23 protein-coding genes and 1 tRNA gene are annotated in these 23,823 nt (G+C 60.9%); 16 read left to right on the top strand and 8 right to left on the bottom strand.

All coding sequences use genetic code 11. From position 1 onward, the window contains the following. The first annotated feature begins 87 nt into the window (after positions 1-87). On the top strand, positions 88-1,248 hold the full coding sequence (locus FJ979_RS25135; protein ID WP_140584166.1) for an alpha/beta hydrolase: 1,161 nt from the start codon (positions 88-90) through the stop codon (positions 1,246-1,248). Positions 1,249-1,269: 21 nt separating this feature from the next. Here the strand turns inward: FJ979_RS25135 and ade are convergent, their stop codons facing one another. Further along, positions 1,270-3,081, bottom strand: a complete 1,812-nt coding sequence (gene ade, locus FJ979_RS25130; protein ID WP_140493720.1) for an adenine deaminase — start codon at positions 3,079-3,081, stop codon at positions 1,270-1,272. A 185-nt stretch (positions 3,082-3,266) separates the two neighbouring features. Here ade and FJ979_RS25125 point away from each other — a divergent pair, with 185 nt between their 5' ends. Together FJ979_RS25125 and FJ979_RS25120 are read left to right on the top strand one after the other, a co-directional pair. Further along, on the top strand, positions 3,267-3,932 hold the full coding sequence (locus tag FJ979_RS25125) for an outer membrane protein (RefSeq protein ID WP_140584164.1): 666 nt from the start codon (positions 3,267-3,269) through the stop codon (positions 3,930-3,932). Positions 3,933-4,591: 659 nt separating this feature from the next. Continuing rightward, the gene (locus tag FJ979_RS25120) at positions 4,592-4,882 is read left to right on the top strand and encodes a hypothetical protein (RefSeq protein ID WP_140558505.1); all 291 of its coding nucleotides are present in this window, start codon (positions 4,592-4,594) and stop codon (positions 4,880-4,882) included. A gap of 177 nt (positions 4,883-5,059) precedes the next feature. Here the strand turns inward: FJ979_RS25120 and FJ979_RS25115 are convergent, their stop codons facing one another. Continuing rightward, positions 5,060-5,296, bottom strand: coding sequence for a hypothetical protein (locus tag FJ979_RS25115; RefSeq protein WP_140584162.1), 237 nt, complete (start codon positions 5,294-5,296; stop codon positions 5,060-5,062). A 480-nt stretch (positions 5,297-5,776) separates the two neighbouring features. Here FJ979_RS25115 and FJ979_RS25110 point away from each other — a divergent pair, with 480 nt between their 5' ends. Continuing rightward, positions 5,777-6,076, top strand: coding sequence for a DUF1236 domain-containing protein (locus tag FJ979_RS25110; protein ID WP_140493726.1), 300 nt, complete (start codon positions 5,777-5,779; stop codon positions 6,074-6,076). Between the two features lie 173 nt (positions 6,077-6,249). Here FJ979_RS25110 and FJ979_RS25105 read toward each other — a convergent pair. Together FJ979_RS25105 and FJ979_RS25100 are read right to left on the bottom strand one after the other, a co-directional pair. Beyond that, positions 6,250-6,335: transfer RNA gene (locus FJ979_RS25105), tRNA-Leu, on the bottom strand. A gap of 135 nt (positions 6,336-6,470) precedes the next feature. Further along, a complete protein-coding gene (locus tag FJ979_RS25100) occupies positions 6,471-7,049 on the bottom strand; it encodes an NUDIX domain-containing protein (RefSeq protein WP_140522089.1) in 579 nt (192 codons plus the stop codon). Positions 7,050-7,202: 153 nt separating this feature from the next. Here FJ979_RS25100 and FJ979_RS25095 point away from each other — a divergent pair, with 153 nt between their 5' ends. The 3 genes from FJ979_RS25095 to FJ979_RS25085 all read left to right on the top strand — a co-directional run bounded on the left by FJ979_RS25095 (position 7,203) and on the right by FJ979_RS25085 (position 8,984). After that, a complete protein-coding gene (locus tag FJ979_RS25095; RefSeq protein WP_140584161.1) occupies positions 7,203-8,306 on the top strand; it encodes an NADH:flavin oxidoreductase/NADH oxidase in 1,104 nt (367 codons plus the stop codon). Positions 8,307-8,436: 130 nt separating this feature from the next. Next, entirely contained in the window at positions 8,437-8,715 is a 279-nt protein-coding gene (locus tag FJ979_RS25090) for a DUF982 domain-containing protein (RefSeq protein ID WP_032920128.1), read from the top strand. A gap of 29 nt (positions 8,716-8,744) precedes the next feature. Then, positions 8,745-8,984 carry a DUF2188 domain-containing protein gene (locus FJ979_RS25085; RefSeq protein WP_140493732.1) on the top strand — a complete coding sequence of 80 codons (240 nt, stop codon included), beginning with the start codon at positions 8,745-8,747 and terminating at the stop codon, positions 8,982-8,984. A gap of 107 nt (positions 8,985-9,091) precedes the next feature. On the opposite strand, the gene FJ979_RS25080 is transcribed toward FJ979_RS25085, so the two are convergent. Continuing rightward, entirely contained in the window at positions 9,092-9,388 is a 297-nt protein-coding gene (locus tag FJ979_RS25080; protein WP_140494988.1) for a hypothetical protein, read from the bottom strand. Positions 9,389-9,784: 396 nt separating this feature from the next. Between FJ979_RS25080 and FJ979_RS25075 the strand changes: the two genes are divergently transcribed. The 9 genes from FJ979_RS25075 to FJ979_RS25035 all read left to right on the top strand — a co-directional run bounded on the left by FJ979_RS25075 (position 9,785) and on the right by FJ979_RS25035 (position 20,485). Next, positions 9,785-10,528 carry a competence/damage-inducible protein A gene (locus tag FJ979_RS25075; protein WP_140522083.1) on the top strand — a complete coding sequence of 248 codons (744 nt, stop codon included), beginning with the start codon at positions 9,785-9,787 and terminating at the stop codon, positions 10,526-10,528. An 81-nt stretch (positions 10,529-10,609) separates the two neighbouring features. After that, positions 10,610-11,443 carry a universal stress protein gene (locus FJ979_RS25070; protein ID WP_140493736.1) on the top strand — a complete coding sequence of 278 codons (834 nt, stop codon included), beginning with the start codon at positions 10,610-10,612 and terminating at the stop codon, positions 11,441-11,443. Between the two features lie 113 nt (positions 11,444-11,556). Then, entirely contained in the window at positions 11,557-12,057 is a 501-nt protein-coding gene (gene gpt, locus FJ979_RS25065) for a xanthine phosphoribosyltransferase (protein ID WP_140493737.1), read from the top strand. Between the two features lie 209 nt (positions 12,058-12,266). Next, positions 12,267-12,755: an NUDIX hydrolase gene (locus FJ979_RS25060; RefSeq protein WP_140493739.1), complete on the top strand. Its 489-nt coding sequence runs from the start codon at positions 12,267-12,269 to the stop codon at positions 12,753-12,755. Positions 12,756-12,862: 107 nt separating this feature from the next. Then, complete coding sequence (locus tag FJ979_RS25055) at positions 12,863-13,174, top strand: PilZ domain-containing protein (RefSeq protein WP_140493741.1); 312 nt, start codon at positions 12,863-12,865, stop codon at positions 13,172-13,174. 666 nt (positions 13,175-13,840) lie between these two features. Further along, entirely contained in the window at positions 13,841-17,608 is a 3,768-nt protein-coding gene (locus tag FJ979_RS25050; RefSeq protein ID WP_140584159.1) for a vitamin B12-dependent ribonucleotide reductase, read from the top strand. A gap of 332 nt (positions 17,609-17,940) precedes the next feature. Further along, entirely contained in the window at positions 17,941-18,555 is a 615-nt protein-coding gene (locus FJ979_RS25045) for a toll-Interleukin receptor (protein WP_140584158.1), read from the top strand. A gap of 8 nt (positions 18,556-18,563) precedes the next feature. After that, positions 18,564-19,007 carry a TIR domain-containing protein gene (locus FJ979_RS25040; RefSeq protein WP_140584156.1) on the top strand — a complete coding sequence of 148 codons (444 nt, stop codon included), beginning with the start codon at positions 18,564-18,566 and terminating at the stop codon, positions 19,005-19,007. A gap of 20 nt (positions 19,008-19,027) precedes the next feature. After that, on the top strand, positions 19,028-20,485 hold the full coding sequence (locus FJ979_RS25035; RefSeq protein ID WP_140584154.1) for an SIR2 family protein: 1,458 nt from the start codon (positions 19,028-19,030) through the stop codon (positions 20,483-20,485). Between the two features lie 149 nt (positions 20,486-20,634). Here the strand turns inward: FJ979_RS25035 and FJ979_RS25030 are convergent, their stop codons facing one another. From FJ979_RS25030 to FJ979_RS25020, 3 genes are read right to left on the bottom strand one after another with little or no spacing between them, the layout of a single operon-like run. Further along, on the bottom strand, positions 20,635-21,426 hold the full coding sequence (locus tag FJ979_RS25030) for a hypothetical protein (RefSeq protein ID WP_140584153.1): 792 nt from the start codon (positions 21,424-21,426) through the stop codon (positions 20,635-20,637). Beyond that, positions 21,410-22,390 carry a DUF4238 domain-containing protein gene (locus tag FJ979_RS25025; RefSeq protein WP_140584151.1) on the bottom strand — a complete coding sequence of 327 codons (981 nt, stop codon included), beginning with the start codon at positions 22,388-22,390 and terminating at the stop codon, positions 21,410-21,412. The genes FJ979_RS25030 and FJ979_RS25025 overlap by 17 nt, the downstream gene beginning before the upstream one ends. Next, positions 22,390-23,163 (bottom strand): hypothetical protein, encoded by a 774-nt coding sequence (locus FJ979_RS25020; RefSeq protein ID WP_140584149.1) that lies wholly within the window; start codon positions 23,161-23,163, stop codon positions 22,390-22,392. Before FJ979_RS25020 ends, FJ979_RS25025 begins: the two co-directional genes overlap by 1 nt. Positions 23,164-23,823 lie beyond the last annotated feature (660 nt).

The following is a 23,823-nucleotide window of genomic DNA, read 5'->3' as shown; positions in this document are numbered from 1 at the left end:
TTTGAACTGGACCGCGCCGGCCTCTGGCCTTATCGAAATATCCAGCGACGTCACGCGTTTGACGTCCTCCTTTGCGGGAGCCGGCGTGTGACGGTGCATTCGAAGAGTTTCGTCGTCATTGCGTTCACGCTGCTGGTCGCAGGCTGCGCCGGCCGAAACACGCACGATCTGCTGAACAGGACGACGGTTGCCGTACCCGCGTCCGACATCGCGGCCACCCACGAGATATTCGTCGCCACCACCCGCCAGAAGGCGACCAAGGACCCGCGGCAGGTGTTCGACGGCGATCGCTCCTTGACCACCAGCTTCGCCCGGGTCGACGTCACCGTGCCGAAAAGTCACAAGGTCGGCATGATCGAGCGTGTCCGGGGGTCTGCCAACAGCAATCCAGCCAAGGATTTCACCGCCAAGGATGTCGCGTTCTATGCGGATGCGCCGCAATTCGCCAAAGCGGTCGGTGCCGACATCGCCATGCGCGGCGACCGTGCGCTGGTTTTCGTGCACGGGTTCAACAATGGTTTCGACGACGGTATCTACCGGCTGACGCAGATCGCGCACGACACGAAATATCCGGGCACGCCGGTGCTGTTTTCCTGGGCTTCGAGCGGCAAGACGACGGGCTACATCTACGACAAGGAGAGCGCCAACGCGGCGCGTGACGACCTCGAGGCAACGCTCAGGATGCTGGCCAAGACGCGGGCTAAGAGCATCGACATCGTCGCCCATTCGATGGGAACATGGGTGACCATGGAGGCGCTGCGCCAGCTTGCCATCACCGGCGACCGCGATCTCGACGGCAAGCTTGGTTATGTCATCCTGGCCTCGCCCGACATCGACGTCGACGTGTTCAAGAAACAGATGATCCGCTACGGCAAGCCGGACAAACCGTTCGCCATCCTGCTTTCCGCGGACGACCGGGCGCTCAAACTGTCTTCCCTGATTTCGGGCGACAAGCCCCGCGTCGGCGACTATGGCGACGCGGCCGATCTGGCCAGCTATGGCGTGTCTGTGGTCGATCTCAGCCAGACCAAGGGTGGCGACCGGCTGAACCACGCCAAATTCGCCGACAATCCGATCCTGGTTCAGTTGCTCGGCGACCGGCTGCGGGCCCCGGCCGGCCTGGCGTCGGACGAACCTCCAGTGCAGCTCAACAATCTCGGCCAAGGCCTCGGCAAGGCCGTCGGCTCGGTTGCCGAGATCGTCATCACCACGCCGTTCAAGGTGCTGACGATCGCCACCGGCGGATGAGCGAAGCGACCGCAACTGCTCTTATACGAAGAGGTCGACCTTCTGGAAGGTCGTCACGTCGATCAGGCCGACATCGGAAATCCTGAGCTCCGGAATGACGACCAGCGCCAGCAGCGAGTGCTGCATGTAGGCGTTGTTCAGCGAGCAGCCCATCTGGCGCATGGCCTCGGTCAGTTTGTCGGCCTTGGCCGCGACGATTTCGGCCCGCTCGTCCGACATCAGCCCGGCGATCGGCATTTCGACCAGTGCCAGTTCCTTACCCTTGGAAAACAGCACGACGCCGCCACCGACCTCGCCCAGTCGGTTGACCGCCAGCGCCATATCCCGCTTGTTGGTGCCGACGACGATGATGTGGTGGGCATCATGCGCCACGCTCGACGCCATCGCGCAATCGCCGATGTAACCGAAGCCGGAGACAAAGGCATTGGTGACGCCGCCGGTACCCCTGTGGCGCTCGACCAGCGCGATCTGGCAGACGTCGTTGCGGCGATCCATGGCGACCAGCCCGTCCTCGACGGCGAGATCCGCTTCCAGCGCCCGCGTCGGTGCCTGATTTTCGATGACCCCGATGACCCGGACCCGGACTTCGTTCGCGCCGTTGGGTGCCGTGATGTCGAAATCGTGGGCCTTCAGCTTCTTGCCGAGCTTGACGGTGTTCTTCGCCGCCTTGGGATAGTCGTAGACCGGAATGTCGATGTCGAGCTTGCCGGCCTTGGCCAGCCTGACGCCACGCGCATAGACCTCGTCGATGGTCATTTCGGCGAGATCCGAGACGATTAAAAGGTCAGCCAGCCGCCCCGGCGCGATCGATCCGATCTCGCGCTCCAGCCGGAAATGCTGAGCGGTGTTGAGCGTCGCCATCTGGATCGCGGTCACCGGTTTCAAGCCCTGGCTGATGGCGTGGCGGACCACGCGGTCCATATGCCCCTGGTGAACCAAGGTGCCGGAATGGCTGTCGTCGGTGCACAGGATGAAATTGCGCGGATCGATGCCGCCCTCGGTAACCGCCTTGATCTGCGAGGCGACGTCGTACCAGGCCGAGCCCAGCCGAAGCATCGCCTTCATACCCTGGCGCACGCGGGCGATGGCATCTTCGGCGCGCGTGCCCTCATGGTCGTCCTCCGGGCCGCCGGCGACATAGCCATGGAACGGCAGGCCGAGATCGCGCGAGGCATAGTGCCCGCCGACGGTCTTGCCGGCTTTCACGGTCGCGGCGATCTCGCCCGACATCACAGGATCGTTGGCGGCTACGCCAGGGAAATTCATCACCTCGCCCAGCCCGATGATATTTTCCCAGCCCATCGCCTCGGCGACGTCGGCGACCGTCAGTTCGGCGCCGGCATGTTCGAGCCCGGGGGCCGAGGGCACGCAGGACGGCATCTGGACATGCACGTTGATCGGCATGGCGACGGCCTCGTCATGCATCAGCCGCACGCCGGGCAGGCCGAGCACATTGGCGATCTCGTGCGGATCGATAAACATCGAAGTCGTGCCATGCGGGATCACCGCGCGGCAGAATTCGGTCACCGTCACCATGCCGCTCTCGACATGCATGTGCGCGTCGCAAAGGCCGGGCACCAGATAGCGCCCGCCGGCATCGACCACCTTGGTGCCCTGCCCGATGGCATGGCCGGCGTTCGGACCGCAATAGGCGAAGCGGCCGCCGGCAATAGCGATGTCGGTGCCGGCTACGATCTCGCCGGAGTGAACATTGACCCAGCGCCCGTTGCGGATGACGAGATCGGCGGGTTTCCTGCCCATGGCGACATCGACCAGATGCGTTGCCATTTCAGTCCATGGTCTGGGTTTGCTGCCCGACGGCGTGTTCGCCATGAAGCGACTCCTGTTTGCCCGACTGTGCCAAGCCGCCACGGTTTTGACCAGCCTCACACTTTCTCCCGATTGTTCCAAGACCGACGGAGAGCGTAAATCGGCCGCACAGAAATGCGATTCCGTTTTGCCGCAAATCGGGTTACCGTGCCTGCCAGGATCTTCCAGCTCTTCGTTCGGGCAGTTCGATGCGTCGCCTAATGCTTGCAAGTGTCGGTTTTCTTGCCGCTCTGGCCGCACCGGCTTTCGCAGCCGAACCTGTGGCCGATGTGCCGATGACCGCCCCCGGTTTCGACTGGACCGGCTACTATGCCGGCCTGCAAGGCGGTTATGGCTGGGGCAGTTCCGACATCTCGGGAACCGAGGGCGAGCCGTTTGCCGCCTCGCCAGACCTCAACGGCGGTTTCGTCGGTGGCCATGTCGCCGGTCTGTGGCAATTCGACGAGGCTGTGCTCGGCGCCGAAGCAGAGCTTAACTATTCCTCGGCAAAGGGCGCCGAAGAACTGGGTGCGGGAAATCTGCTCGGCACGGATGTCAAGTGGTTCGGTTCCATCAATGCCAAGGCCGGCTATGCGATGGATCGGTTCCTGATCTACGGCATCGGCGGCGTCGCCTTTGCCGGCATCGAAACCTCCCAAGATGCCGGTACCTCGTTCGACAACACGCGAACCAGCATAGGCTGGACGGTTGGGGCCGGCGTCGACTATGCGCTGACCGACAGGTTCGTCGTCGGGGCGCAGTATCGCTACTATGATTTCAGTAAGGAGCATTTTGATGCGCCGGACGATTTTCTCGATCGCGACCAGAATGTGAAGCTGAATACGGTCGGCATCAATCTGAGCTACAAGTTCTGAGCCCCATCGCCGCGCCCGGTCACCGGGCAGGATCATGCTCGATCTCGCATGGTCCGCGACGGCAATTCTACGGCAATTCCAAGGACTGAGGGGCCGGCGTCCCCAGTGGGCGGGGGGATGGGTTGGGCCTGGTAGACGCCGGCCTCGACGGATCAGATCCGCCGCGCAGACAACGTATCATTGCCTGCGGCGCGCGGAATTGCGTGATCGCACCAGTATCACCATGCCCGCTTGTCTGAACGTCACCGGCGCAGCACTTGATGCCGCGTGCCGTTTATGATCCTGCCCTCGCACGCAGGCGCGCGTCCGCCATCGCAGTACCCGCGCCCGATCGCGCAGTGAACACTCAAAGAATTGCATCGAGAAAAGAGCCATCGAACCCGCAAGTGCGGACGAAGGTCCAAGAACATCAGCAAGACCTTGGTCCGAATACCTACAGCAGAGGTCCGATCAGCTCTCCTGCAAGGAACGTACTCGCATTCCTTTCATTTGTTGAACGGGTGCAGCAATGGTCCTTCATGTGCCCACGAGAGCAGGGTTACAATCATTTGCACCCTCAACCCCCTGCTCAGTTCGCAGGCAGAAAGCTCAAATCGAGATCTCGTGCGGCTTGAGCTGTCGTGAAACTACCCCGAGGGATCTGGAATGGAGAAACACTTATGAAAGCGATTTTTCTGACAAGTGCCATGGCGCTCGTTTTCGTTGCAATGCCGGTTGTCGCTTCGGCGGCAGAAGCCGACGTCGTCATCAAAACCCATCGCCATCATCACCGTCACGTGGCAGTGATCAACGATCAGGGCCATCGCCTCCATCATCGGCGCCATGGCACGGTGGCTTTCTATGACCAAGGTCGCCGGCATCATCGCCGCGACACCGTCGTCATAACGGGCTCAACTGAACGCCGTCACCACCGGCGTCACCCAGTGGTGATCTACGACAGCAACGACTAATATTGTGCAATCCGGCCCGGCTGATCGCCAACCCTGCCGGGCCGTGCCCGCGAGCGGCGGACCGACAACAAGGGAAGTGGAGGAAGCCAGGCGGGTCTTCCCTGTTGAAAATGAGTGCTTAATCGCAGCCCGGGTATGAGAGGCCGGTCGTGCTCTCCAGCTTGAGCTTCTGGTCCCTCAAGAGGGCGCCAGTAAAAAATAAGCGCCGGCGACCAGTGTCGATGTCAAACAAATCGCCATTGCCACGACCACCTTGGTCGCGAAGCGCTCAGCTCTCGCGCAAAGCGCTTCAGCAAAATCGTCGCTCTGGATACTTTTCAAGAGCGGCTTGGTGTCGACGCCAGCCATGTGATTGTCGTTGTCGGGGATTGTGACACGGTCACGGCCATCAGTTTTGATGGAACCAGGGGTCATGCTTTGCCTCACGAAGCGTCGGATTGACATCAGCCACCATTCGACGGAGCTGCCGGATTCGCCGATGCGGACGGCACTTTGGCTTTGGGAGCGTCAATCTTGACGCCGAATATTTTTTCCGCCTGCCAGAACAATGGCCACGGCAGCGCTGCCGCCAGAATTTACCACAGCGGGCCCGGCTGCCATGATCGGCCTCCAGTTGAAGATCATTAGCAAACGCAACGCACGCTTCCTACCGGCGGTTCCACTGCTAGGGCTTGGGTCCTATTGAACATGCGACCAAAGTCAGATCGTGGCGCGCAAAAGGCCCAAACCCACGGTTGTTTGGAACTCACGCGTCTAAGAGCGATTGCCTGACAGGCCATCGAACGATGGTTCCCCTGATCGATGGCCAGCATTGGGAGCCCTTGCCAACCCTGGCAATCCTTCGGGCGCCACCGCGCTTCGCGTCAAGCCCAACGAGAGAGAAAGGAAGCAACAATGAGAACCGATCTTACAACCGTCGTAGCGGGATTCCTGCTGCTTGCCGGCATCGGTGCCGCCGCCGCACAGGATGTGGTCATTCAGCCGCAGGACGAAACCGTCATACAAGAATACGTAAAGAAACAGCCTCTGGCCTCAGTCAAGATTCCCGGCGTCGAGCTCAACGTCGGGACCGCCCTGCCCGACACGGTCGAGCTTCATGAAATTCCCAACGTCAAATATCGCTACGTCGTCGTGGACAATCACACCGTCGTCGTGGATCCCGGCACACGCAAGATCGTAAAGATTATCCAGTGAGCGCTTGAACGCCACGATCCGTCGTTTCAGGTCGGCGGATCGTGGCAACGTTCGCCGAGGGCCCATAGCCGACGGCGCGCCTCGGCGCACGGTCGCCGAGCCGCCGCTAAGAGACCCGGGTGGCACCCGTTGGTGGCGGCTAGGCTCTGCAGAGCATTGAAGTAGAGTTAAGGTGGTGCGGACGACGGGAATCGAACCCGTACGATCAGAGATCGAGGGATTTTAAGTCCCTTGCGTCTACCAATTCCGCCACGTCCGCGCGCCTTTCGTTTCAACTACCTAGGCGATCTCGTCAATCGGGGCCCATGCAGTCCCAAAAAAGCGTTGTGCAAAACACGTTCGTTTTCATTCGCCCCGCACCGATTCTTCGTCCCGCAGGGGCGACCGGTATCGGTCAAACAGCGATCGGATGGAGCTTCAGATGCTGGATCAGGATGATGGTCTTGGCGTCGATGATGCGGCCATCGGCAATGCCGGCCAGAGCCTCGTCGAGCGGCATTTCCAGCACCTCGATGTCCTCGCCTTCGTCCGCTGCGCCGCCACCGGCCGAAATGCGGTCGGCGGGCGAATAGAGGGCGGTGAAGAACCAGAGCCGCTCGGTGACGCTGCCTGGGCTCATGTAGGGCGAAAACAGCCGCTCCACATGGTTCAGCCGATAGCCGAGCTCTTCCTCCGCCTCCTTGCGGATGCAGGTCTCCGGATCGTTTTCGTCGAGCAGTCCCGCGCAGGCCTCGACCAGCGGCTCGCGGTGGCCGGTGACATAGGCGGGATAGCGGAACTGGCGCACCAGGAGCACGGTTGAACGCTGGGGATCATAGGGCAGGATCACCGCGCCATCGCCGCGATCGTAAGTCTGGCGGATTTGTGTCTCCCATTGTCCGTCGCGGCGACGGTAGTCGAGGACGGTCTTCTTCAGAATCGCCCAGTCGTCGGATAGGATTTCTTCAGAACGGATGCGGATACGATCTTCCATCGGCTGCCTCCACGTTACCCGGGAGGCGTAGCCGCGAACCGGCGTTCACGCAATCGGGGCAGCGGTTGGTCCAGTAAGCATTTCACTCTCTCGTGTGTGGCATGGCGGCGATCGATCGCCTAAATAGCGCATCCTATTCCCGGAGTTTCGTTCATGACCACATCGCTTTTCCAGCCGATCACGCTCGATGGCTTGAGCTTTCCCAACCGCATCGCCGTCGCGCCGATGTGCCAGTATTCGGCCGAGGACGGCTCGGCGAGCGACTGGCATCTCCACCACTGGATGAACCTGGCAATGTCCGGCGCCGGCATGGTCACGGTCGAGATGACCGATGTCGAGCGGCGTGGCCGCATCAGCCATGGCTGCCTCGGCCTCTATTCCGAAGACAATGAAGCCGCTGCGCGCCGCGCCCTGGACGCAGCAAGGCGCGTGGCCGCACCCGGCACCAAATTCGGCACTCAGCTTGCCCATGCCGGCCGCAAGGCCTCGAACCGCAAGCCCTGGGAGGGGGGCGGACCGCTGCAGCCGAACGAGGATCCCTGGCAGACCGTCTCGGCCTCGGCAATCGCCTACGATACCGGCTGGAACGTGCCGCGAGCGCTGGAGGAAGAGGAGATCCTCCAGCTCATCGAGCGGTTCGCCGAGGCGGCGAGGCGGGCCGAACGCGCGGGCTTCGACTTCATCGAGCTGCACGCGGCGCACGGCTATCTGATCTTCCAGTTCCTGTCGCCGCTCTCCAACCAACGCACGGACCGCTGGGGCGGCTCGCTGGAAAACCGCATGCGTCTTGTCGTCGAGATCGCCAAGGCGGTGAAAAAGGCAGCGCCAAAACTGATGCTGGGCGCCCGGCTGTCGGTCAAGGATTGGGTCGATGGCGGTTTCGACGTCGAGGATGCGATCGAAGTGGCGAAAGCGCTGAAGGCCGAAGGCGTCGCTTATCTCTGTTGCTCGAGCGGCGGCAATTCGCCCTTGCAGAAACTGCCCTCCGGGCCCGGCTACCAGGTGCATCTGGCGGAAGCCGTGCGCAGGGGCGCCGGCATCCCTACCCGCGCGGTCGGTCTGATCGACGATCCCAAGCAGGCCGAGGCGATCATCGCCGAAGGCCGCGCCGACATGGTTGCGCTGGCGCGCGCCTTCCTCGCCGACCCGCGCTGGGGGTGGCGAGCGGCCGCCACGTTCAGCGAGACGATCCATCCCGCGCCGCAGCTCGCGCGCTCGGTGACGACGATGCAGCACTGGATGAAGGCGGCGGGCTGAGCGACCCTTCCGAGAAGGGCGGAACGCGTCGTCGAACGACCGCGCAATGGAGCTTCCAAGGAGGTCTGGGACGTTTGGGCGCAGGCTGAGGACACGGTTGCAACCAAATTGACTGCTTTGCGTTGCGGCCATGATGGACAACAAGCCTTTTGAAACACCGGTCGTGGTCGAACTCGGCCATGTCGGCAAATATCGCCACATCCGCAGTACCCAAGAGGCGGCGGAGTGCCTGATGACGGTTTGGCCGCTCAATCGCGGCCCCCGTCATCGTGATGCTCTCGACACTTGCCTCAAAGTGCTGGAAGGTTATCGTTCGACAGCGGATGCGCGCCGGGCCCTTATCGAAGCCGCCAGGGAATCGGAAGTGCTGGTGCCAGACGACAAGCTGTCCGACGACCGCCTGCATTGAGCGGACGGACCTTTAAACCGGAGGTTTTGATGGCGAAGCTGACTTACAAGATCGTCGAGCATGACGGCGGCTGGGCCTACAAGGTCGGAGCGACCTTCTCGGAGACGTTTCCCACGCATCAGGACGCGTTGCGGGCCGCCGAGATCGCTTCAGCCGAGCAGCAGGTCGCGGGGTCGACGGACGGCATCCAGTACGAGGATGCCGACGGCAAATGGCATGAGGAACTGGCTGATGGACGCGACCGGCCGCAGACCGAGGTTTCCGACTGATCTTTCAGCCCAAAGCCCGATCGCCCCAAAGGCCGGCCGCCCCGGAGCGCCGACCGCGGACGTCGGGAGAGAAAACGTCCTACGGTCAGCAGGGAGCTTACGGCTGATTATTTGCCGCAGTACTGGTCATTGACGTTGCCTTGAGCATTGGCGTCCGGACCTGGAGTGTTGTGAGCACATGGGCCCATCCCACCGGTATTGCCTTGGGTGCTCAACCCGGAGCCGTATGCGTTGATGCTCCCGGTGGTGCTCTGGTCGATGGCTGATGAATCCTCATTGCCGAACAGCGACCAATTGTTCCACCAACTGTCATGGTTGTAATACCTGCCGTCAGTCGACTGCGCCATCGCCGATGTGGCAAGACCGGCCGTCAGAACGAATGCCGCGAAAAGTTTTTTGTACATTGGATCACTCCGTTTTGTCTTCGTCGCCTTGGGTGCGACACGGGGCAAACCAGTCATCAGCCGAATGGTTCCTTGAATTCCTTGTGAAGCGTCGGTGAAGCCTAATCCCGAATGCGCGAGCCACTGTGCCCTGGACGAAGGCAGCGACCCGCATGGCGAAACTGATCTGGGGAGGTGCCAGTCCCGTTCAGGAAGACGATCGCCTCCGGCGGCCACCGACAGGTTGAAATGCGGAGATAGATGATCCTCGCCCGCCCCAGCCACGCCAGGGTACTTAGGGCGCCAATATTCGGGGAATACCGCGTATGCGGGCACAGTTTGTTCACCGGTCGGATGGCATTGCCGCTGGCCGCGTGCCGCGCTATTTCAGGCGACCCGTTTTTGCCGGAGCCATCGATGCCCGAAATCGTTACCGCCGCCATGCTCGTCATCGGCGATGAGATCCTGTCCGGCCGCACCAAGGACAGGAATATCGGCCATCTGGCTGACATCATGACGGCCATCGGCATCGACCTGAAGGAGGTGCGCATCGTTCCCGATGAGGAAGACGAGATTGTCGCCGCGGTAAATGCGGTGCGGGCTCGCTATACCTATGTGTTCACAACCGGCGGCATCGGCCCGACCCATGACGACATCACAGCCGATTCGATTGCCAAGGCCTTCGGCGTGCCGTGCGAATACGATGCCAAGGCCTATGCCCTGCTGGAAGCAAGCTATGCCGCTCGCGGCATCGAATACACCGAGGCCCGCAAGCGCATGGCCCGAATGCCGCGCGGCGCCGACCATATCGACAATCCGGTGTCGGTCGCGCCCGGATTCCGCATCGGAAATGTCCACGTGATGGCGGGCGTGCCCTCGATCTTCCAGGCCATGCTCGACAATGTCGTGCCGACGCTGAAAGCCGGCACGAAAATGCTGTCGGCAGCGGTGCATTGCCCGTTCGGCGAAGGTCTCGTCGGCGGGCCGCTGGGCGAGATCCAGAAAGCGCATCCGGACACGATCATCGGCTCCTATCCGAAATACGGCGACGGCAAGTTCTGGACCGAACTGGTGGTCCGTGCCCGCAGCCAGCAGGCCCTGGACGCTGCGCGCGCCGATGTCGAGGCGATGGTGGCCGGCTTTGCCAGCAGCGCGAGCTGATCCGGTCCAGGCCGGAACCAAGCACAACGCGGCGACGTTTCCTTGCCGCGGGCGGATCGCTCGCAAAATGAGGGGATCACCATGCGCTTCAAGACCATCGTCGCCATTCTGCAGAACGAGCAGGACGCGGAGCGCGTGCTCGACTTCGCCATTCCGCTTGCCGGCCGCTTCCAGAGCCATCTGATCGGCATCCACGCCGAAGCGCTTCCGGTGCCCTACACGTCGGCCACCGGCTTTCCCGACACCGAGTTCCTGCAGGTTTCGGCCGACATGAACCGCGAACGGGCCGAAAAGCTGCGGGCCGCGTTTCTCAGGCATATCGAGAATTCCGGCCTGTCCTTCGAATGGCACAGCCTGGAGAGTTTTTCCGGCGACAGCGCCCTGACCGGCATTTCAAGCGTGCGTGCCGCCGACCTGATCATCGCCGCGCAGCGCGAGACGGGCGGCGATGCGAGCGCCGACGTCGACACACTGGTCTACGACGCCGGACGGCCGGTGCTGGTAGTGCCGCACCTGGGTCCACTGATCACCACCTTCAAGCGTGTGCTGCTTGCCTGGAACGGCAGCAAGGAGGCCGCACGCGCCGCCTTCGATGCGCTGCCCTTCATCATCGAGGCCGACAAAACCGACATTCTGGTCATCGATCCGCCGGACACGCTCGATGAACGCCCCGAGGCCGCCGGAGCGGAAATCGCTTCCGCCTTGTCGCGTCATGGCGCCAGCGTGAGTGTCTCGGTGCAGAGATCGGGCGGCACCTCGGTCGACGAGGTGATCCAGACCAGGATCGCGGAGACCGGCGCCGATTTGCTGGTGCTTGGCGCCTACAGCCACTCGTGGCTGCGCCAGCTCCTGTTCGGCGGAGTGACGCGCTCCGTGCTGCGCACCGCGCCGGTGGCGGCTTTCCTGTCGCGGTAAGTTCACAGTGTCGTTTGCGGCCGCTCTTGCCAAGCGCGAGGTTTTCCAGTTACTTCCGCGCGCATTCCCCTGTTTTCTGCGCGCGACCGCGCGTGCTGCGGAGTGCGCGAAAGATGTCCCTTCCCGAAAAAGCCTTTCCCGTCTCCTGGGACCAGTTCCACCGCGATGCGCGCGCGCTCGCCTGGCGGCTTGCCGGCACCAACAAGGCGCAATGGAAAGCGATCGTCTGCATCACGCGCGGCGGCCTCGTGCCGGCGGCGATCATCTCGCGGGAGCTTGGCATACGCGTTATCGAGACGGTCTGCGTCGCCTCCTATCATGACTACAGCAGCCAGGGTCAGCTGCAGGTGCTGAAGGAGGTCACGCCGGCCCTGCTTGCCGACGACGGCGCGGGCGTGCTGATTATCGACGACCTGACCGACACCGGCAAGACGGCTGGCATCGTGCGCGCCATGATGCCGAAGGCGCATTTCGCCACCGTCTACGCCAAACCGAAGGGGCGGCCGCTGGTCGATACTTTCGTCACCGAGGTCAGTCAGGATACCTGGATCTATTTTCCCTGGGACATGGGCTTCACCTACCAGAAGCCGATCGCCGACGATCACGCCGGCTGATTCGCGGCAAGCAACCTGCTGCAAATCGAGCCGCAGGGAAGTCTCATCCACTAGGCAAAGGGTCTCGCGAGGCTGGCTGGCGCGCGGAAATCGGCGTCTATTGGCGAAAATTGGCCATCCTGATGAAAGTTTTTACTTTTATTGCCGACAATTGGCCGTAAGATTCGTGAGACGGCAAACGATTCTGGAGGCTGGGGCTAGCTTCTCCGATGCTGACGAGGCCAACGACGCACAACCATCTGGCCGAAAGGGTCCGGCGACTCTTCGGCACCGCGCCGTGCCGTCTGCAGGTAGCCGCCCTGCCCTGGCGCGAAACCGGAAACAGCGTCGAGATCATGCTGATTACCAGCCGCGATACCGGCCGCTGGGTGCTTCCGAAGGGCTGGCCTGAAGCCAGGGAGCCGCTTTGCGAAGCCGCGGCGCGCGAGGCTGTCGAGGAAGCCGGACTGCGCGGGACGATCTCGCATCTCGAGGCCGGCCGCTACTTCTACGCCAAGGCCCTGGCCTCCGGCGAGGAAGTGCCATGCGAGGTATTGGTGTTCCCGCTGCATGTCGACAAGGTCGCCGACCATTGGAAGGAAAAACGCTCCCGCACCCGCAAATGGGTCAGTTCGAGCGAAGCGGTGCGCATGGTCAACGAACCGGATCTTTGCCAGATCATCGCCTATTTCTGCGCCGACCCGCGTCGGTTTGCCTGAACCGGGACCGGCCGCGCCACCAAGCAGCTCGGACGGGGGCGCCTGCGGCGTGAATGCTTTTCTAATGAAGACGTAATAGGATCTGATCCGATCCTGGCGTTTTACCGATGACAAATCCCGCAAATCCCAATCCAGAGAGATCCGACGAGCACAAGCGCGAGCATCGCCAGCGCGTGCTCAAGGGCGGCACGATCATCACGGGCATCTCGAATTCGGAAGTTGGCTGCACGCTGCGCAATCAAAATGAAGGTGGCGCCGAACTCAAGGTTCCGCCCGAAGCAACGATTCCGGATCATTTCCTTCTCTATGTGCCCGTCGACGGCATCGGCTATCGATGCGAGGTCCGCTGGCGCCGCAACGGCCGGATCGGGGTGCACTTCACCGGAACCGAGCCGAAGCCCAGGACGCATTACGGCTGATCCGCGACGTCGGATGGGCCAGATGGTCTGTGCCTGGATCACGCCCCGGAGCCGTCGCGAAGCCTGACAAGCGCGTCTTTGTCCCCTCGGCCGGGGGCTACCGCGGCAGCTCCATTCTATCCCCGTTATCCACATGTGTGACACACAAGATGTTGAGGTCACAAAAGCTACGCAAACGAATCCTTGACGGCGCAAAACGAGTCGCCTTTTATAGGCCATGCGCTCCTGTTGAGAGCGCGACCGGAAAGTTCTGAGCCCGGTCTTTTTCCCGGATTATGTGCGTTTTTCCCCACATTTCCGCCTGTTTACGAGGCTGGCGGAAGCGTTGGGATTGTGGGGCGTGGGCGATAAAAGGGAGAATTGTCGGACTGGAATAAATTGTCTGTTAACACTATATTTAGTGTTTGCAGGCAGGTTCGACGCTAGATAATGTGAATTTCCCTCGAGTGAGGGAATCGGAAAAAATCAGTTTTGAGGGACCCGCGGGTTCGTCGGTGAGTTGGATAGGCGCTTCGCAAGAAGTTTGACCAGCAAGGCGGACGAAGACCGCGAAAATGGAGAGCCGGCCGTTTTCGAACGCCGGCAGACGGCGGACATGCGCGTTTCGCATTGGGAGCAGAAATCTCCTGACGAAAGCGCTATATATAGACAAAAGGGACCGGACCAATGCGCATCGAGCGTCGTTTCACCAGACAGGGACAATCGGCTTACGCGGAGATCGAATTCCGCAAGGCGCTCTCCGAGATCAAGAATCCGGATGGCTCGGTGGTGTTCCGCTTGGACAATATCGACGTGCCGGCGCAATTCTCCCAGGTCGCCGCCGACATCCTGGCGCAGAAATATTTCCGCAAGGCCGGCGTCCCCGCGCGGCTGAAGAAGGTCGAGGAGAACGATGTTCCCTCCTTCCTGTGGCGCTCAGTCGCCGACGAGGCCGAACTTGCCAAGTTGCCGGAAGCCGAGCGCTACGGGTCCGAGATCGACGCCCGCCAGGTCTTCGACCGGTTGGCCGGCACCTGGACCTATTGGGGCTGGAAGGGCGGCTATTTCAAGTCGGAGGAAGACGCGCGCGCCTTCCGCGACGAGCTTGCCTACATGCTGGCCACCCAGCGCGTGGCGCCGAACTCGCCGCAATGGTTCAACACCGGCCTGCACTGGGCCTATGGCATAGACGGCCCGAGCCAGGGCCACTTCTATGTCGACCCGTTCACCGGCAAGCTGACGAAGTCGAAATCCTCCTACGAGCACCCGCAGCCGCATGCCTGCTTCATCCAGGGCGTGCAGGACGACCTCGTCAATGAGGGCGGCATCATGGATCTGTGGGTGCGCGAGGCGCGCCTGTTCAAATACGGCTCGGGCACCGGCTCCAATTTCTCGCTGCTGCGCGGCGAGGGCGAAAAGCTGTCCGGCGGCGGCCGTTCGTCCGGCCTGATGAGCTTCCTCAAGATCGGCGACCGCGCCGCGGGCGCCATCAAGTCGGGCGGCACGACGCGCCGCGCCGCCAAGATGGTCATCGTCGACGCCGATCACCCCGACATCGAGGAATTCATCGACTGGAAGGTCAATGAAGAGCAGAAGGTCGCCTCGCTGGTGACCGGCTCCAAGATCGTCAAGAAGCATCTCGAAGCGATCATGAAGGCCTGCGTCAACTGCGAAGGCCATGACGACGACTGCTTCGACCCCGCCATCAACACGGCGCTGAAGCGCGAGATCAAGGCGGCCAAGAAGGACGCGGTGCCGGAGAACTACATCTACCGCGTCATCCAGTTCGCCAAGCAGGGCTACACCTCGATGTCGTTCAAGACCTACGACACCGACTGGGATTCCGACGCCTACCTCACCGTCTCCGGCCAGAACTCCAACAATTCGGTGTCGCTGAAGGACAATTTCCTGCGCGCCGTCGAGGATGATGCCGACTGGCATCTCACCGCCCGCAAGGACGGCAAGGTGCTGAAGACGCTGAAGGCCAGGGATCTCTGGGAAAAGATCGGCTACGCCGCCTGGGCATCCGCCGATCCGGGCCTGCACTTCAACACGACGATGAACGACTGGCACACCTGCGCCTCCGCCGGTGCGATCCGGGCCTCCAACCCATGCTCGGAATACATGTTCCTCGACGACACGGCCTGCAATCTCGCCTCGATCAATCTGCTCCCCTACCGCAATGCCGACGGCACGATCGACATCGCTGCCTATGAGCATACGGTCAGGCTGTGGACCATCGTGCTGGAAATCTCGGTCATGATGGCGCAGTTCCCGTCAAAGGAGATCGCCAAGCTCTCCTACGACTACCGCACGCTGGGCCTCGGCTATGCCAACATCGGCGGCCTGTTGATGACCTCGGGCATTCCCTACGATTCCGATGAGGGCCGCGCCATCTGCGCCGCGCTCACCGCCGTCATGACCGGCACCGCCTACGCCACCTCGGCCGAGATGGCGTCCGAGCTCGGCGCCTTCCCCGATTACGACCGCAATGCGCAGAACATGCTGCGCGTCATGCGCAATCATCGCCGCGCCGCCTATGGCGACAAGGACGGCTACGAGAAGCTGGCCGTCAACCCGGTGCCGCTGGTCGCTTCCGACCTCAAGCAGCAGGAGCTGGCGACGCACGCCAAGGCTGCCTGGGACCGTGCCATCGAACTCGGCGAGGAGCATGGCTATCGCAACGCGCAGGCGACCGTGATCGCGCCGACCGGCACGATCGGTCTGGTTATGGATTGCGACACAACCGGCATCGAGCCCGACTTCGCGCTGGTGAAGTTCAAGAAGCTCGCCGGCGGCGGCTATTTCAAGATCATCAACCGCGCCGTGCCGGAAGCGCTGCGCACGCTGGGCTATTCGGAAAGCCAGATCGCCGAGATCGAGGCCTACGCCGTCGGCCACGGCAATCTCAACCAGGCGCCCGGCATCAACCCCGGCTCGCTCAAGGCCAAGGGCTTCACCGACGACAAGATCGCGGCGCTCAACGCGGCGCTGAAGTCGGCCTTCGACATCAAGTTCGTCTTCAACCAGTGGACGCTCGGCGCCGACTGGGTGAAGGAGACCTTTGGCTTCACCGACGAGCAGCTCAACGACTTCTCGTTCGAGATGCTGCCGGCACTGGGCTTCTCCAGGAAGGACATCGAAGCCGCCAACATCCATGTCTGCGGTGCGATGACGCTTGAGGGAGCGCCCTTCCTCAAGGCCGAACACCTCCCCGTGTTCGATTGCGCCAGCCCCTGCGGCAAGATCGGCAAGCGCTCGCTGTCGATCAACAGCCACATCCAGATGATGGCGGCGGCACAGCCCTTCATTTCCGGCGCCATCTCCAAGACCATCAACATGCCGAACGACGCCACGGTGGAGGACGCCAAGAACGCCTACATGCTGTCGTGGAAGCTGGCGCTGAAGGCCAACGCGCTCTACCGCGACGGCTCGAAGCTCTCGCAGCCGCTCAATGCCTCGCTGCTCGCCGATGGCGAGGAGGACGAGGACGAGGCGATCGAACAGCTGGTCGCCGCGCCCGCCGCGCAGCGTGCGGTGCAGGTTACCGAAAAGATCGTCGAGCGCGTCGTGGAGCGTCTCTACCGCGACCGCGAAAAGCTGCCGAACCGCCGCAAGGGTTACACGCAGAAGGCAGTCGTCGGCGGCCACAAGGTCTATCTGCGTACCGGCGAGTTCGACGACGGGCGTCTCGGCGAGATTTTTATCGACATGCACAAGGAAGGCGCGGCCTTCCGGGCGATGATGAACAATTTTGCCATCGCCATCTCGCTCGGCCTGCAATATGGCGTGCCGCTGGAGGAATTTGTCGAAGCCTTCACCTTCACCAAGTTCGAGCCGGCCGGCATGGTGCAGGGCAATGACGCGATCAAGAACGCGACGTCGATCCTCGACTACGTGTTCCGCGAACTTGCGGTCTCTTATCTCAACCGCCACGACCTCGCCCATGTCGACCAGTCGGATTTCGACAAGACGGCACTTGGCCGCGGCATCACCGAAGGCAAGGCCACGCCGTTCTCCAAGGGGCTTTACCGCGGTGCCTCGCCGGTCAAGCTGGTGTCGGGCGCCGAGCCTAAGGGATTCGGCGGTTCTGGCCCGGCCACGGCCCCTGCCCGCGTGGCGCCGACGGCTTTCTCCGGCTCCAACGTGCTGGCGCTGAAGCCGGCGAGCGACGAGGCCATCGCCTACAAGCGGGACTATGAGGAACGCGCCAGGGAGCTGGTCGAGGACATCGCCGAGGAGGAAGCCGGGGCTTCGGGTGCCGAAGGGCTGTTCTCCGACGCCGCCGCGCACGAGGCCGCGGAAGCCAAGGCGCTTGCCGCCACCCGACGCCAGCAATCGCTGATGCAGGGCTACACGGGCAACGAATGCTCGGAATGCCACAACTTCACCATGGTGCGGAACGGCACCTGTGAGAAGTGCGATACGTGTGGAAGCACGAGCGGGTGCAGCTGAGAATCTGAAGCGCTAATAAATATCGGTGCGCGCATAGTTTGGTAACATTTCCAGCTAAACCGCCTCGAAAGACACAACAGTACGCCTCAACATGCTTTCCGCCGTTCCGAGGGGCGAGCGATCAATAAGGAGGGCAAAGAGGATTGTCCTTCTGCAGCCGAGAATGTCTGCAAACGCAGCAAGGTGTGCCGTCCCAATCAGTAGGGGATCCGGGCGGGTAGTGCCCATCCGAACTCCTAGGCCCTTACCCTGACGAGGAAATAAAGATTCCGGGCGCCTCGGCGCCCGGCAAATGATTCTTGGGAGCGAAACGAAATTCAAAGGGGGCCGGATTGGCTTTTCTGACCGAGGACCAAGTTAGGCGCCGCGCCCAGAGCCGGGCGCAACGCCAGGGCATGACCGTGGAGAAAGCCTTGAACTCCGTCGCGAGGGCCGACAAGAGCAGCTACGACGTGTTCTTGTCGCAGACCATCAGGGATCGAGAACTTGTGTTGGGGGTCTACGCAATTCTGACGGAAGACCTCGGTCTGACTGTTTTCTGTGATTGGATCGACTCACCTGACACTGATCGCGCAAACGTCACACCCGAGAATGCGCACTACGTTCGCGAGAAAATGAAGCACAGCGATTCACTCCTTTTTCTGGACACCCAGAACGCTGACCAGTCGAAATGGATGTGCTGGGAACTGGGATGGTTCGATGCCGCCAAGGGCAAGGTGGGCGTCCTTCCCGTTGTTCGGAGCGTGAATGATCCCTACCGCGGTCGCGAGTTCCTTGGTCTTTACCCGGTAGTAGAGATCGACGCGATGCAGAAGCTGAAGGTCTCGGCGACACCAGAACTCTTGCGGCGGATCATGACACCCGGGCAGGTCTACGGGCTCGCAACTTCATTTCCGCTCAAATTCTGGGCCACCGCGTCGCGCGATCCTTTGTCCTACCTACGATAGGAGCACCAATGGCATACCGTACATTTTTCAGCTTCCACTATCAGCGCGACATTTGGCGAGTGAACATCGTTCGCAATAGCAACATCATCGACGGCGCGGCCGCCGCCGGGTGGCACGATGCCTCCCTCTGGGAAGAGGCCAAACGTCAAGGCGATACCGCGATCAAGCGCCTGATCGACAAGGGTTTGGAACGAACCAGCGTTACGGTTGTGTGCATTGGGGCCCAGACGGCATCCCGGAAATATGTTGCCTATGAGATCGAGCAGTCCGCACTTCGTCGCAATCTGCTTTTGGGTGTTCGCATTCACCATCTCCGTGACCAGTTCGGCTCGGTAGACAGTCCCGGTTTCGTCCCTGCACTGCTCACCAGCTACCGCGCCCCTGTCATTGATTTCACGACATCCGATGAACTTGGGCGGCGAATCGAACGGCTGATGACGGCGCGCGTCTAGTCAGGAAGAAGTCTCGCCTGATGCGCCACGAGAAATTCATCGAGGAATACGTTCAGGCCCTGCACCATGAAAACGCGGGGCTGTTTGTCGGAGCCGGCCTATCGACAGGTGCGGGCTATCCGAGCTGGAAAGACCTCGTGCAAGAGTTGGCGGAGGAGATCGGCCTTGACGTGAACCAGGAAACCGATCTTCCGGGAGTGGTGCAATATTTTCTGAACAGCGCGGGGAGAAAGCGCACCCGGCTTGCTAGCCTGATCTCAAAGGAGATCGGCATTGACAAGCCAATCCCCGAAATCCTTCACACGCTAGCCCGTCTCCCATTGAAACACATCTGGACCACGAATTACGACGAGCTTCTCGAACGAGCGTGGCGGGAGCAACGGCTTTTCCTCGAGGTGAATACGGCGAAGCAGAATCTCGTTATCAACAACCCTGCCGCACACGCGCAGCTGTACAAAATGCACGGTACGGTGGGAAATCCGTCTGATGTCGTGATTGCCAAAGGGGACTATGAAGGCTACCGCCGTGAGCGCGGCGAGTTCCTGAACCTGCTGCACAGCCACCTTGTTTCCCGGCGCATGCTGTTCCTTGGCTTTTCGTTCACGGACCCGAATCTCTCCCAGTTGTTCACTCTTATCCGGGACTCATTCGGCGATATGCCACCTGAGCACTATGCGGTCGTCAGGCGTCCGCAACAGGGAGACTTCGAAGGTCGCGGTGCCAAGGCGCGTTTCGCGTATGCAGATCGCCGACACAAGCTGTGGGTCAAGGACCTGGAAAACTACGGTATCCAATGCATCGAAGTCGATGCTTGGGCAGAGTTGGATGAGCTAATGAAAGCTGTCGAGCAGAGGCTCGCCGCGGCAAGCGTGATGGTATCCGGCAGCTACCCTGAGGTACTTCCCGAAGGAGAACCCGACTGTCGGAGAAAGATCGAGGCGGTGGCTCAAGGCGTGGGCAAATTTCTGATCCACGAGAACTACCGCATTGTGTCGGGATTCGGCCTCGTTGTCGGCAGTGCGACCCTGTCAGGCGCGCTCGATGAACTCTATCGTGATGTCGCTCCGAATCTTGAGCGTCGGCTTTTCCTCCGGCCCTTCCCGCAGCTCATTCCGCCCGGACAGGATCGGCAAGAATTCTACCGTCGCTACCGGGAAGATCTCGTCCGCCAAGCGGGAGCTTGCGTCTTCATATGCGGCGCCAAAATTGACGGTGACTCCGTTGTCGTTGCCGACGGGGTGGTCGCCGAGTACGACATACTGAAAGCGTTGGGACGAACGCCCATCCCAATCGGCGCTACAGGCGGTGCGGCCCGGAAAATATGGGAAGTCGTCAACACCGACTTTGCTGGTGTCTTCGGCACCATGCCAAGGCGTTCATTCGACATTCTCAATGATGCAAACGCGACACCCGAGCAGCTTATTAAAGCGGTTGGGGACATATTGAAATGGACCAAGAAAAACGGAAGTGTGATCTGAAAAATCTGAACAGACACGACGTTTCGTATCCAGCGTCAGATTGTCAGCGATCAACAACTCGACGGAACATTTTCCCGGTGCCGAGGTCGAGCAGGTGGTAATGACCGAGGATGAGAACGGAGACGAAGTCCCCCTCTGGACGAGGCTGTCTATTCAGCTGCCTTCTCCGGCTCCGCGATCGGCTTATCCAAGGGGGCCTCTTCGATATCGATGAGGCCCTCTGCGTGCAGTGTAGCGATGGCCAGAACCATCATCTTCTCCTCGTCTTCCGAGGCCCTGCCAAGGCCGATGGCATCATGGATCTCACTCGTAAGACGACCCATCAGCACGATGTAGCAGACATGCAGTGAATAGAGGTTTCGGGCCAGGTCTCGGTGATAGATCGGGAATGCCGACGGCCCCCGAAGTTCTCCGCGCTCCATCTCGACGATGTCGTGGAGCAACTGAGACTGGGATACGTGCGCCGCCCCGCTGAGATCGCCGTAGACCTTGCCCATGTTCTTCAGAACGCCGATCGTGGCGTGCGGCGTCTTCCCTTCTTTACGGCGACCTATCCCCAGCTCCTGGACAGCTGAAATGATCTCGTGCTCCTGCCGCAGCAGGGTAGCCGCTTGGACATAGAGACCTTCGGCGATCGCTTCCTCGCAGAGATGTATGCCCTGCATAAAATGCGACAGCAGGTTGATCTGCTGGCTCGCGTTCGGATCTTCATCAATCTTTTTACCGGAGCTTCGCGAAACGAGATTCATGAACGCACTGCAGGCGAATGCGTGCGCTTCCGTCAACTTAATGTCGTTTTCCTTGAAAGTTCCTCTGTTGACGTTTCTCCTCTCCATGTGCCGGCCGCCCACGATCGACACTGGAATGAGAGCTTTCTCACCCCAATTGCTGAGAGCTCCGACCATGTCGTCGCCAAATTTCAGCTCACGCTTCTTTTCCATGCCACTGTACTTTCGCCTTCGCCTGTTGAGCCAACACGGTGGGGAGATCCTTCCCGCTGGTGTAGAGAGCCGACCTTGTGTGGATCTGGAACTCGCCGTCACGGGCATAGAGCTGCTTCGTGGCATTCTTTGCGATGCTCGTATTCATGTCGGCCACCTGGTCGCAGCCGAAATTCCGGTTCGGCGGCTGTTTGACGAATAAACCAATGAGCGCGAGCTCTGGCGCGATCGGAAATATGACAATCGTGCCAGGCACTCCAAACCCGGGAGAGTATGGCCCCCTATCCTGTCCATCAGCCCAAGCCAGGACGACAGGGTCGTCGCAGGTCATGAAGGTGGTTCCTGGCGGCGCCGAAGCGAATGACCAGCTTCTGCGAGCCAGTTGTTCGACGACCGTCGGAACCGAGTCGAGCTCCAAGCCTATGAGGTAGGTCCGATCGATCGCGATGTTGTATTCGCCGCGCTCGATGAATTCCTTCATGTCCTCGTAGCTGATGTCATCTCGGATTGGTGCGCCCTTTTCCCGAGCATCTCTGATTGAGTCGTGATAGCGATCCTTGTCCCTAATCGTCATCCGCATCATGCCATTCGCAACCTTCACATGAAGGTCTTCGATCATCGAACGGAAACGAGGATTGCGGACGGCCATATTCCCCATCAGCATCATGACCGACGAAAAATGAGCTTCGGAGGGAAAGCTCTTCGTGGCGATCACTTCCTCGAGAAGCGGTGCGATCTCGCTCTCGATCTCGGCCATGCCGTCTTCGACGTGATTGGGGTCAAAACCCTCGACGTCGATCCGGAAAAAGTTCCGTCGTGCTCCGATGTTTCTGACCAGCGTTCGGAACGACTTCTTCGTCGACTGGTCGAAGACGAAAACCTGGGACTTCCGTCGGTCTACCGCATCGCTGAAGCCCCTTAGATAGAACTGCGGAATGAAGTGGTGATTGACGGTGTCTGACATTACTTTCCGCAGTGTTTGCAGACCTTCGAAGGTCTTACTTGGTCGATAACGGTCGATATCGCGCCGAGAACCTGCACGACGAAGGGCTCTGGTTCTTTATGGCTGGTGACGTCCATCGCAGCCCAGATGAGGCCGAGCGTCAGGAGTGTGTGCTCACGAAGTCCGTCGTCCAGTTGCTGGCGCGACAGAGCGGGTCCGCCGTCATCACCAGCATAAAGTGCTTTATCCCGAAAGCTCGCTCTTTCGCGAACGCGTTCAACCATGGCTGCTCGGTCCGGAAACCAACTTCTAAAGGCATCGAAAGCAGCCTCTGAGGACGGGTCCTCACCATCTTCATTGAACGAGAAAAGCCGGAGCCGCAGCGGATAGACCGTCTCTTCGCCTCCGATCCTGATCCTTGCCAGGACGTCATCCGCAGCAGGGTTGTGAGCTACCACCAGCTTCAACTCTTCCGCATGACCCGAAATGATCTGAGCGTAAGCTGATACCACCGCCTTCTGCGCATGGTCATGGATATTCACTTTCCCGGCCAGCTTCCGGTAGCCATGCATTTTCGCGGAAGCGATGAACGCCGCGACCGCCTCTTCGGTGGCGTGTGTCGCGCAGAAGTAGGCGATGGTACTCGAAATTTCGGCGTCAGCGATCTTTTGCGCCCGAACCAGGTGGTTCCGAGCGTTCACCGCACACGACAAGGCCCGGCCTGAGAGTTGCTCATTGGCCCGCCTGTAAACCCAATCCGCTACCGGATGGTCGATTAACGCCTTAACGACCATCAATTCTCTCCCGGTTTGGAGGGCCCGATTTGCGGTCCGTCATCATTCTCACGAGTATGCAGAAGAAGCTGATGCCGAACGATATTCGCAAGATAGAAAAGCATGGGGAGTGGTTGCTTTTTAGGAGGCGGCCGAAATGCCTAGAACTTCCGAAATGGTCGACACCGGAGCGGCAGCTAACCGCAAAACGCCGACTGAAACCGGACAGGTCGCTCCCGGCCCAACAATGGTCGGGGGTAGGCCGGGGCAGCCCGCAAAGCCTGAATAGCAATCAGCCTGCCCGCAGCGCGCGGTCTCTTCCTTGAGCGAGCCGACAGGTAAAGGCCGAAGGAGTTCGCCTTCGGCCTTGGTTAGATGGATCCACTCTGGCCAATCCTGCGGCTTCAGGACCACTATCTGACGACCTTGAGACGGCCCGATGTCCGGATCCCGTTCCGTCGCCAGCATAGTGAAGTCGGGCGGCTCACCGTCCGCACCGTCCCGCCAGATTCCGGCGATGCACATGAGGGTTGGTCGGTCAGCAGCGTCTTAGATGCCGCCCAGACTGGCGGAAACGGATTCGTGTTCAGCGCCCTCGTGCTGTGGTCGTGTCCCCACAGGTGGTGTAGCTCGGCGGTTACGAAGCCGCTCGCGAGCGCGCCGTTAGTCGCGCCGTAGCGA

Source organism: Mesorhizobium sp. B1-1-6 (genome assembly GCF_006443035.1).
Taxonomy (GTDB): Bacteria; Pseudomonadota; Alphaproteobacteria; order Rhizobiales; family Rhizobiaceae; genus Mesorhizobium.
The sequence above is the reverse complement of the archived record's forward strand: the minus strand, read 5'-3'. Positions and strand labels throughout refer to the sequence as shown.

Bases quoted from the DNA above. Each gene is read 5' to 3' on its own strand.
- ade (WP_140493720.1), bottom strand. From the start codon at position 3,081: ATGGCGAACACGCCGTCGGGCAGCAAACCCAGACCATGGACTGAAATG.
- FJ979_RS25125 (WP_140584164.1), top strand. From the start codon at position 3,267: ATGCGTCGCCTAATGCTTGCAAGTGTCGGTTTTCTTGCCGCTCTGGCC.
- FJ979_RS25120 (WP_140558505.1), top strand. From the start codon at position 4,592: ATGAAAGCGATTTTTCTGACAAGTGCCATGGCGCTCGTTTTCGTTGCA.
- FJ979_RS25115 (WP_140584162.1), bottom strand. From the start codon at position 5,296: ATGACCCCTGGTTCCATCAAAACTGATGGCCGTGACCGTGTCACAATC.
- FJ979_RS25110 (WP_140493726.1), top strand. From the start codon at position 5,777: ATGAGAACCGATCTTACAACCGTCGTAGCGGGATTCCTGCTGCTTGCC.
- FJ979_RS25100 (WP_140522089.1), bottom strand. From the start codon at position 7,049: ATGGAAGATCGTATCCGCATCCGTTCTGAAGAAATCCTATCCGACGAC.
- FJ979_RS25095 (WP_140584161.1), top strand. From the start codon at position 7,203: ATGACCACATCGCTTTTCCAGCCGATCACGCTCGATGGCTTGAGCTTT.
- FJ979_RS25090 (WP_032920128.1), top strand. From the start codon at position 8,437: ATGATGGACAACAAGCCTTTTGAAACACCGGTCGTGGTCGAACTCGGC.
- FJ979_RS25085 (WP_140493732.1), top strand. From the start codon at position 8,745: ATGGCGAAGCTGACTTACAAGATCGTCGAGCATGACGGCGGCTGGGCC.
- FJ979_RS25080 (WP_140494988.1), bottom strand. From the start codon at position 9,388: ATGTACAAAAAACTTTTCGCGGCATTCGTTCTGACGGCCGGTCTTGCC.
- FJ979_RS25075 (WP_140522083.1), top strand. From the start codon at position 9,785: ATGCCCGAAATCGTTACCGCCGCCATGCTCGTCATCGGCGATGAGATC.
- FJ979_RS25070 (WP_140493736.1), top strand. From the start codon at position 10,610: ATGCGCTTCAAGACCATCGTCGCCATTCTGCAGAACGAGCAGGACGCG.
- gpt (WP_140493737.1), top strand. From the start codon at position 11,557: ATGTCCCTTCCCGAAAAAGCCTTTCCCGTCTCCTGGGACCAGTTCCAC.
- FJ979_RS25060 (WP_140493739.1), top strand. From the start codon at position 12,267: ATGCTGACGAGGCCAACGACGCACAACCATCTGGCCGAAAGGGTCCGG.
- FJ979_RS25055 (WP_140493741.1), top strand. From the start codon at position 12,863: ATGACAAATCCCGCAAATCCCAATCCAGAGAGATCCGACGAGCACAAG.
- FJ979_RS25050 (WP_140584159.1), top strand. From the start codon at position 13,841: ATGCGCATCGAGCGTCGTTTCACCAGACAGGGACAATCGGCTTACGCG.
- FJ979_RS25040 (WP_140584156.1), top strand. From the start codon at position 18,564: ATGGCATACCGTACATTTTTCAGCTTCCACTATCAGCGCGACATTTGG.
- FJ979_RS25035 (WP_140584154.1), top strand. From the start codon at position 19,028: ATGCGCCACGAGAAATTCATCGAGGAATACGTTCAGGCCCTGCACCAT.
- FJ979_RS25030 (WP_140584153.1), bottom strand. From the start codon at position 21,426: ATGGAAAAGAAGCGTGAGCTGAAATTTGGCGACGACATGGTCGGAGCT.
- FJ979_RS25025 (WP_140584151.1), bottom strand. From the start codon at position 22,390: ATGTCAGACACCGTCAATCACCACTTCATTCCGCAGTTCTATCTAAGG.
- FJ979_RS25020 (WP_140584149.1), bottom strand. From the start codon at position 23,163: ATGGTCGTTAAGGCGTTAATCGACCATCCGGTAGCGGATTGGGTTTAC.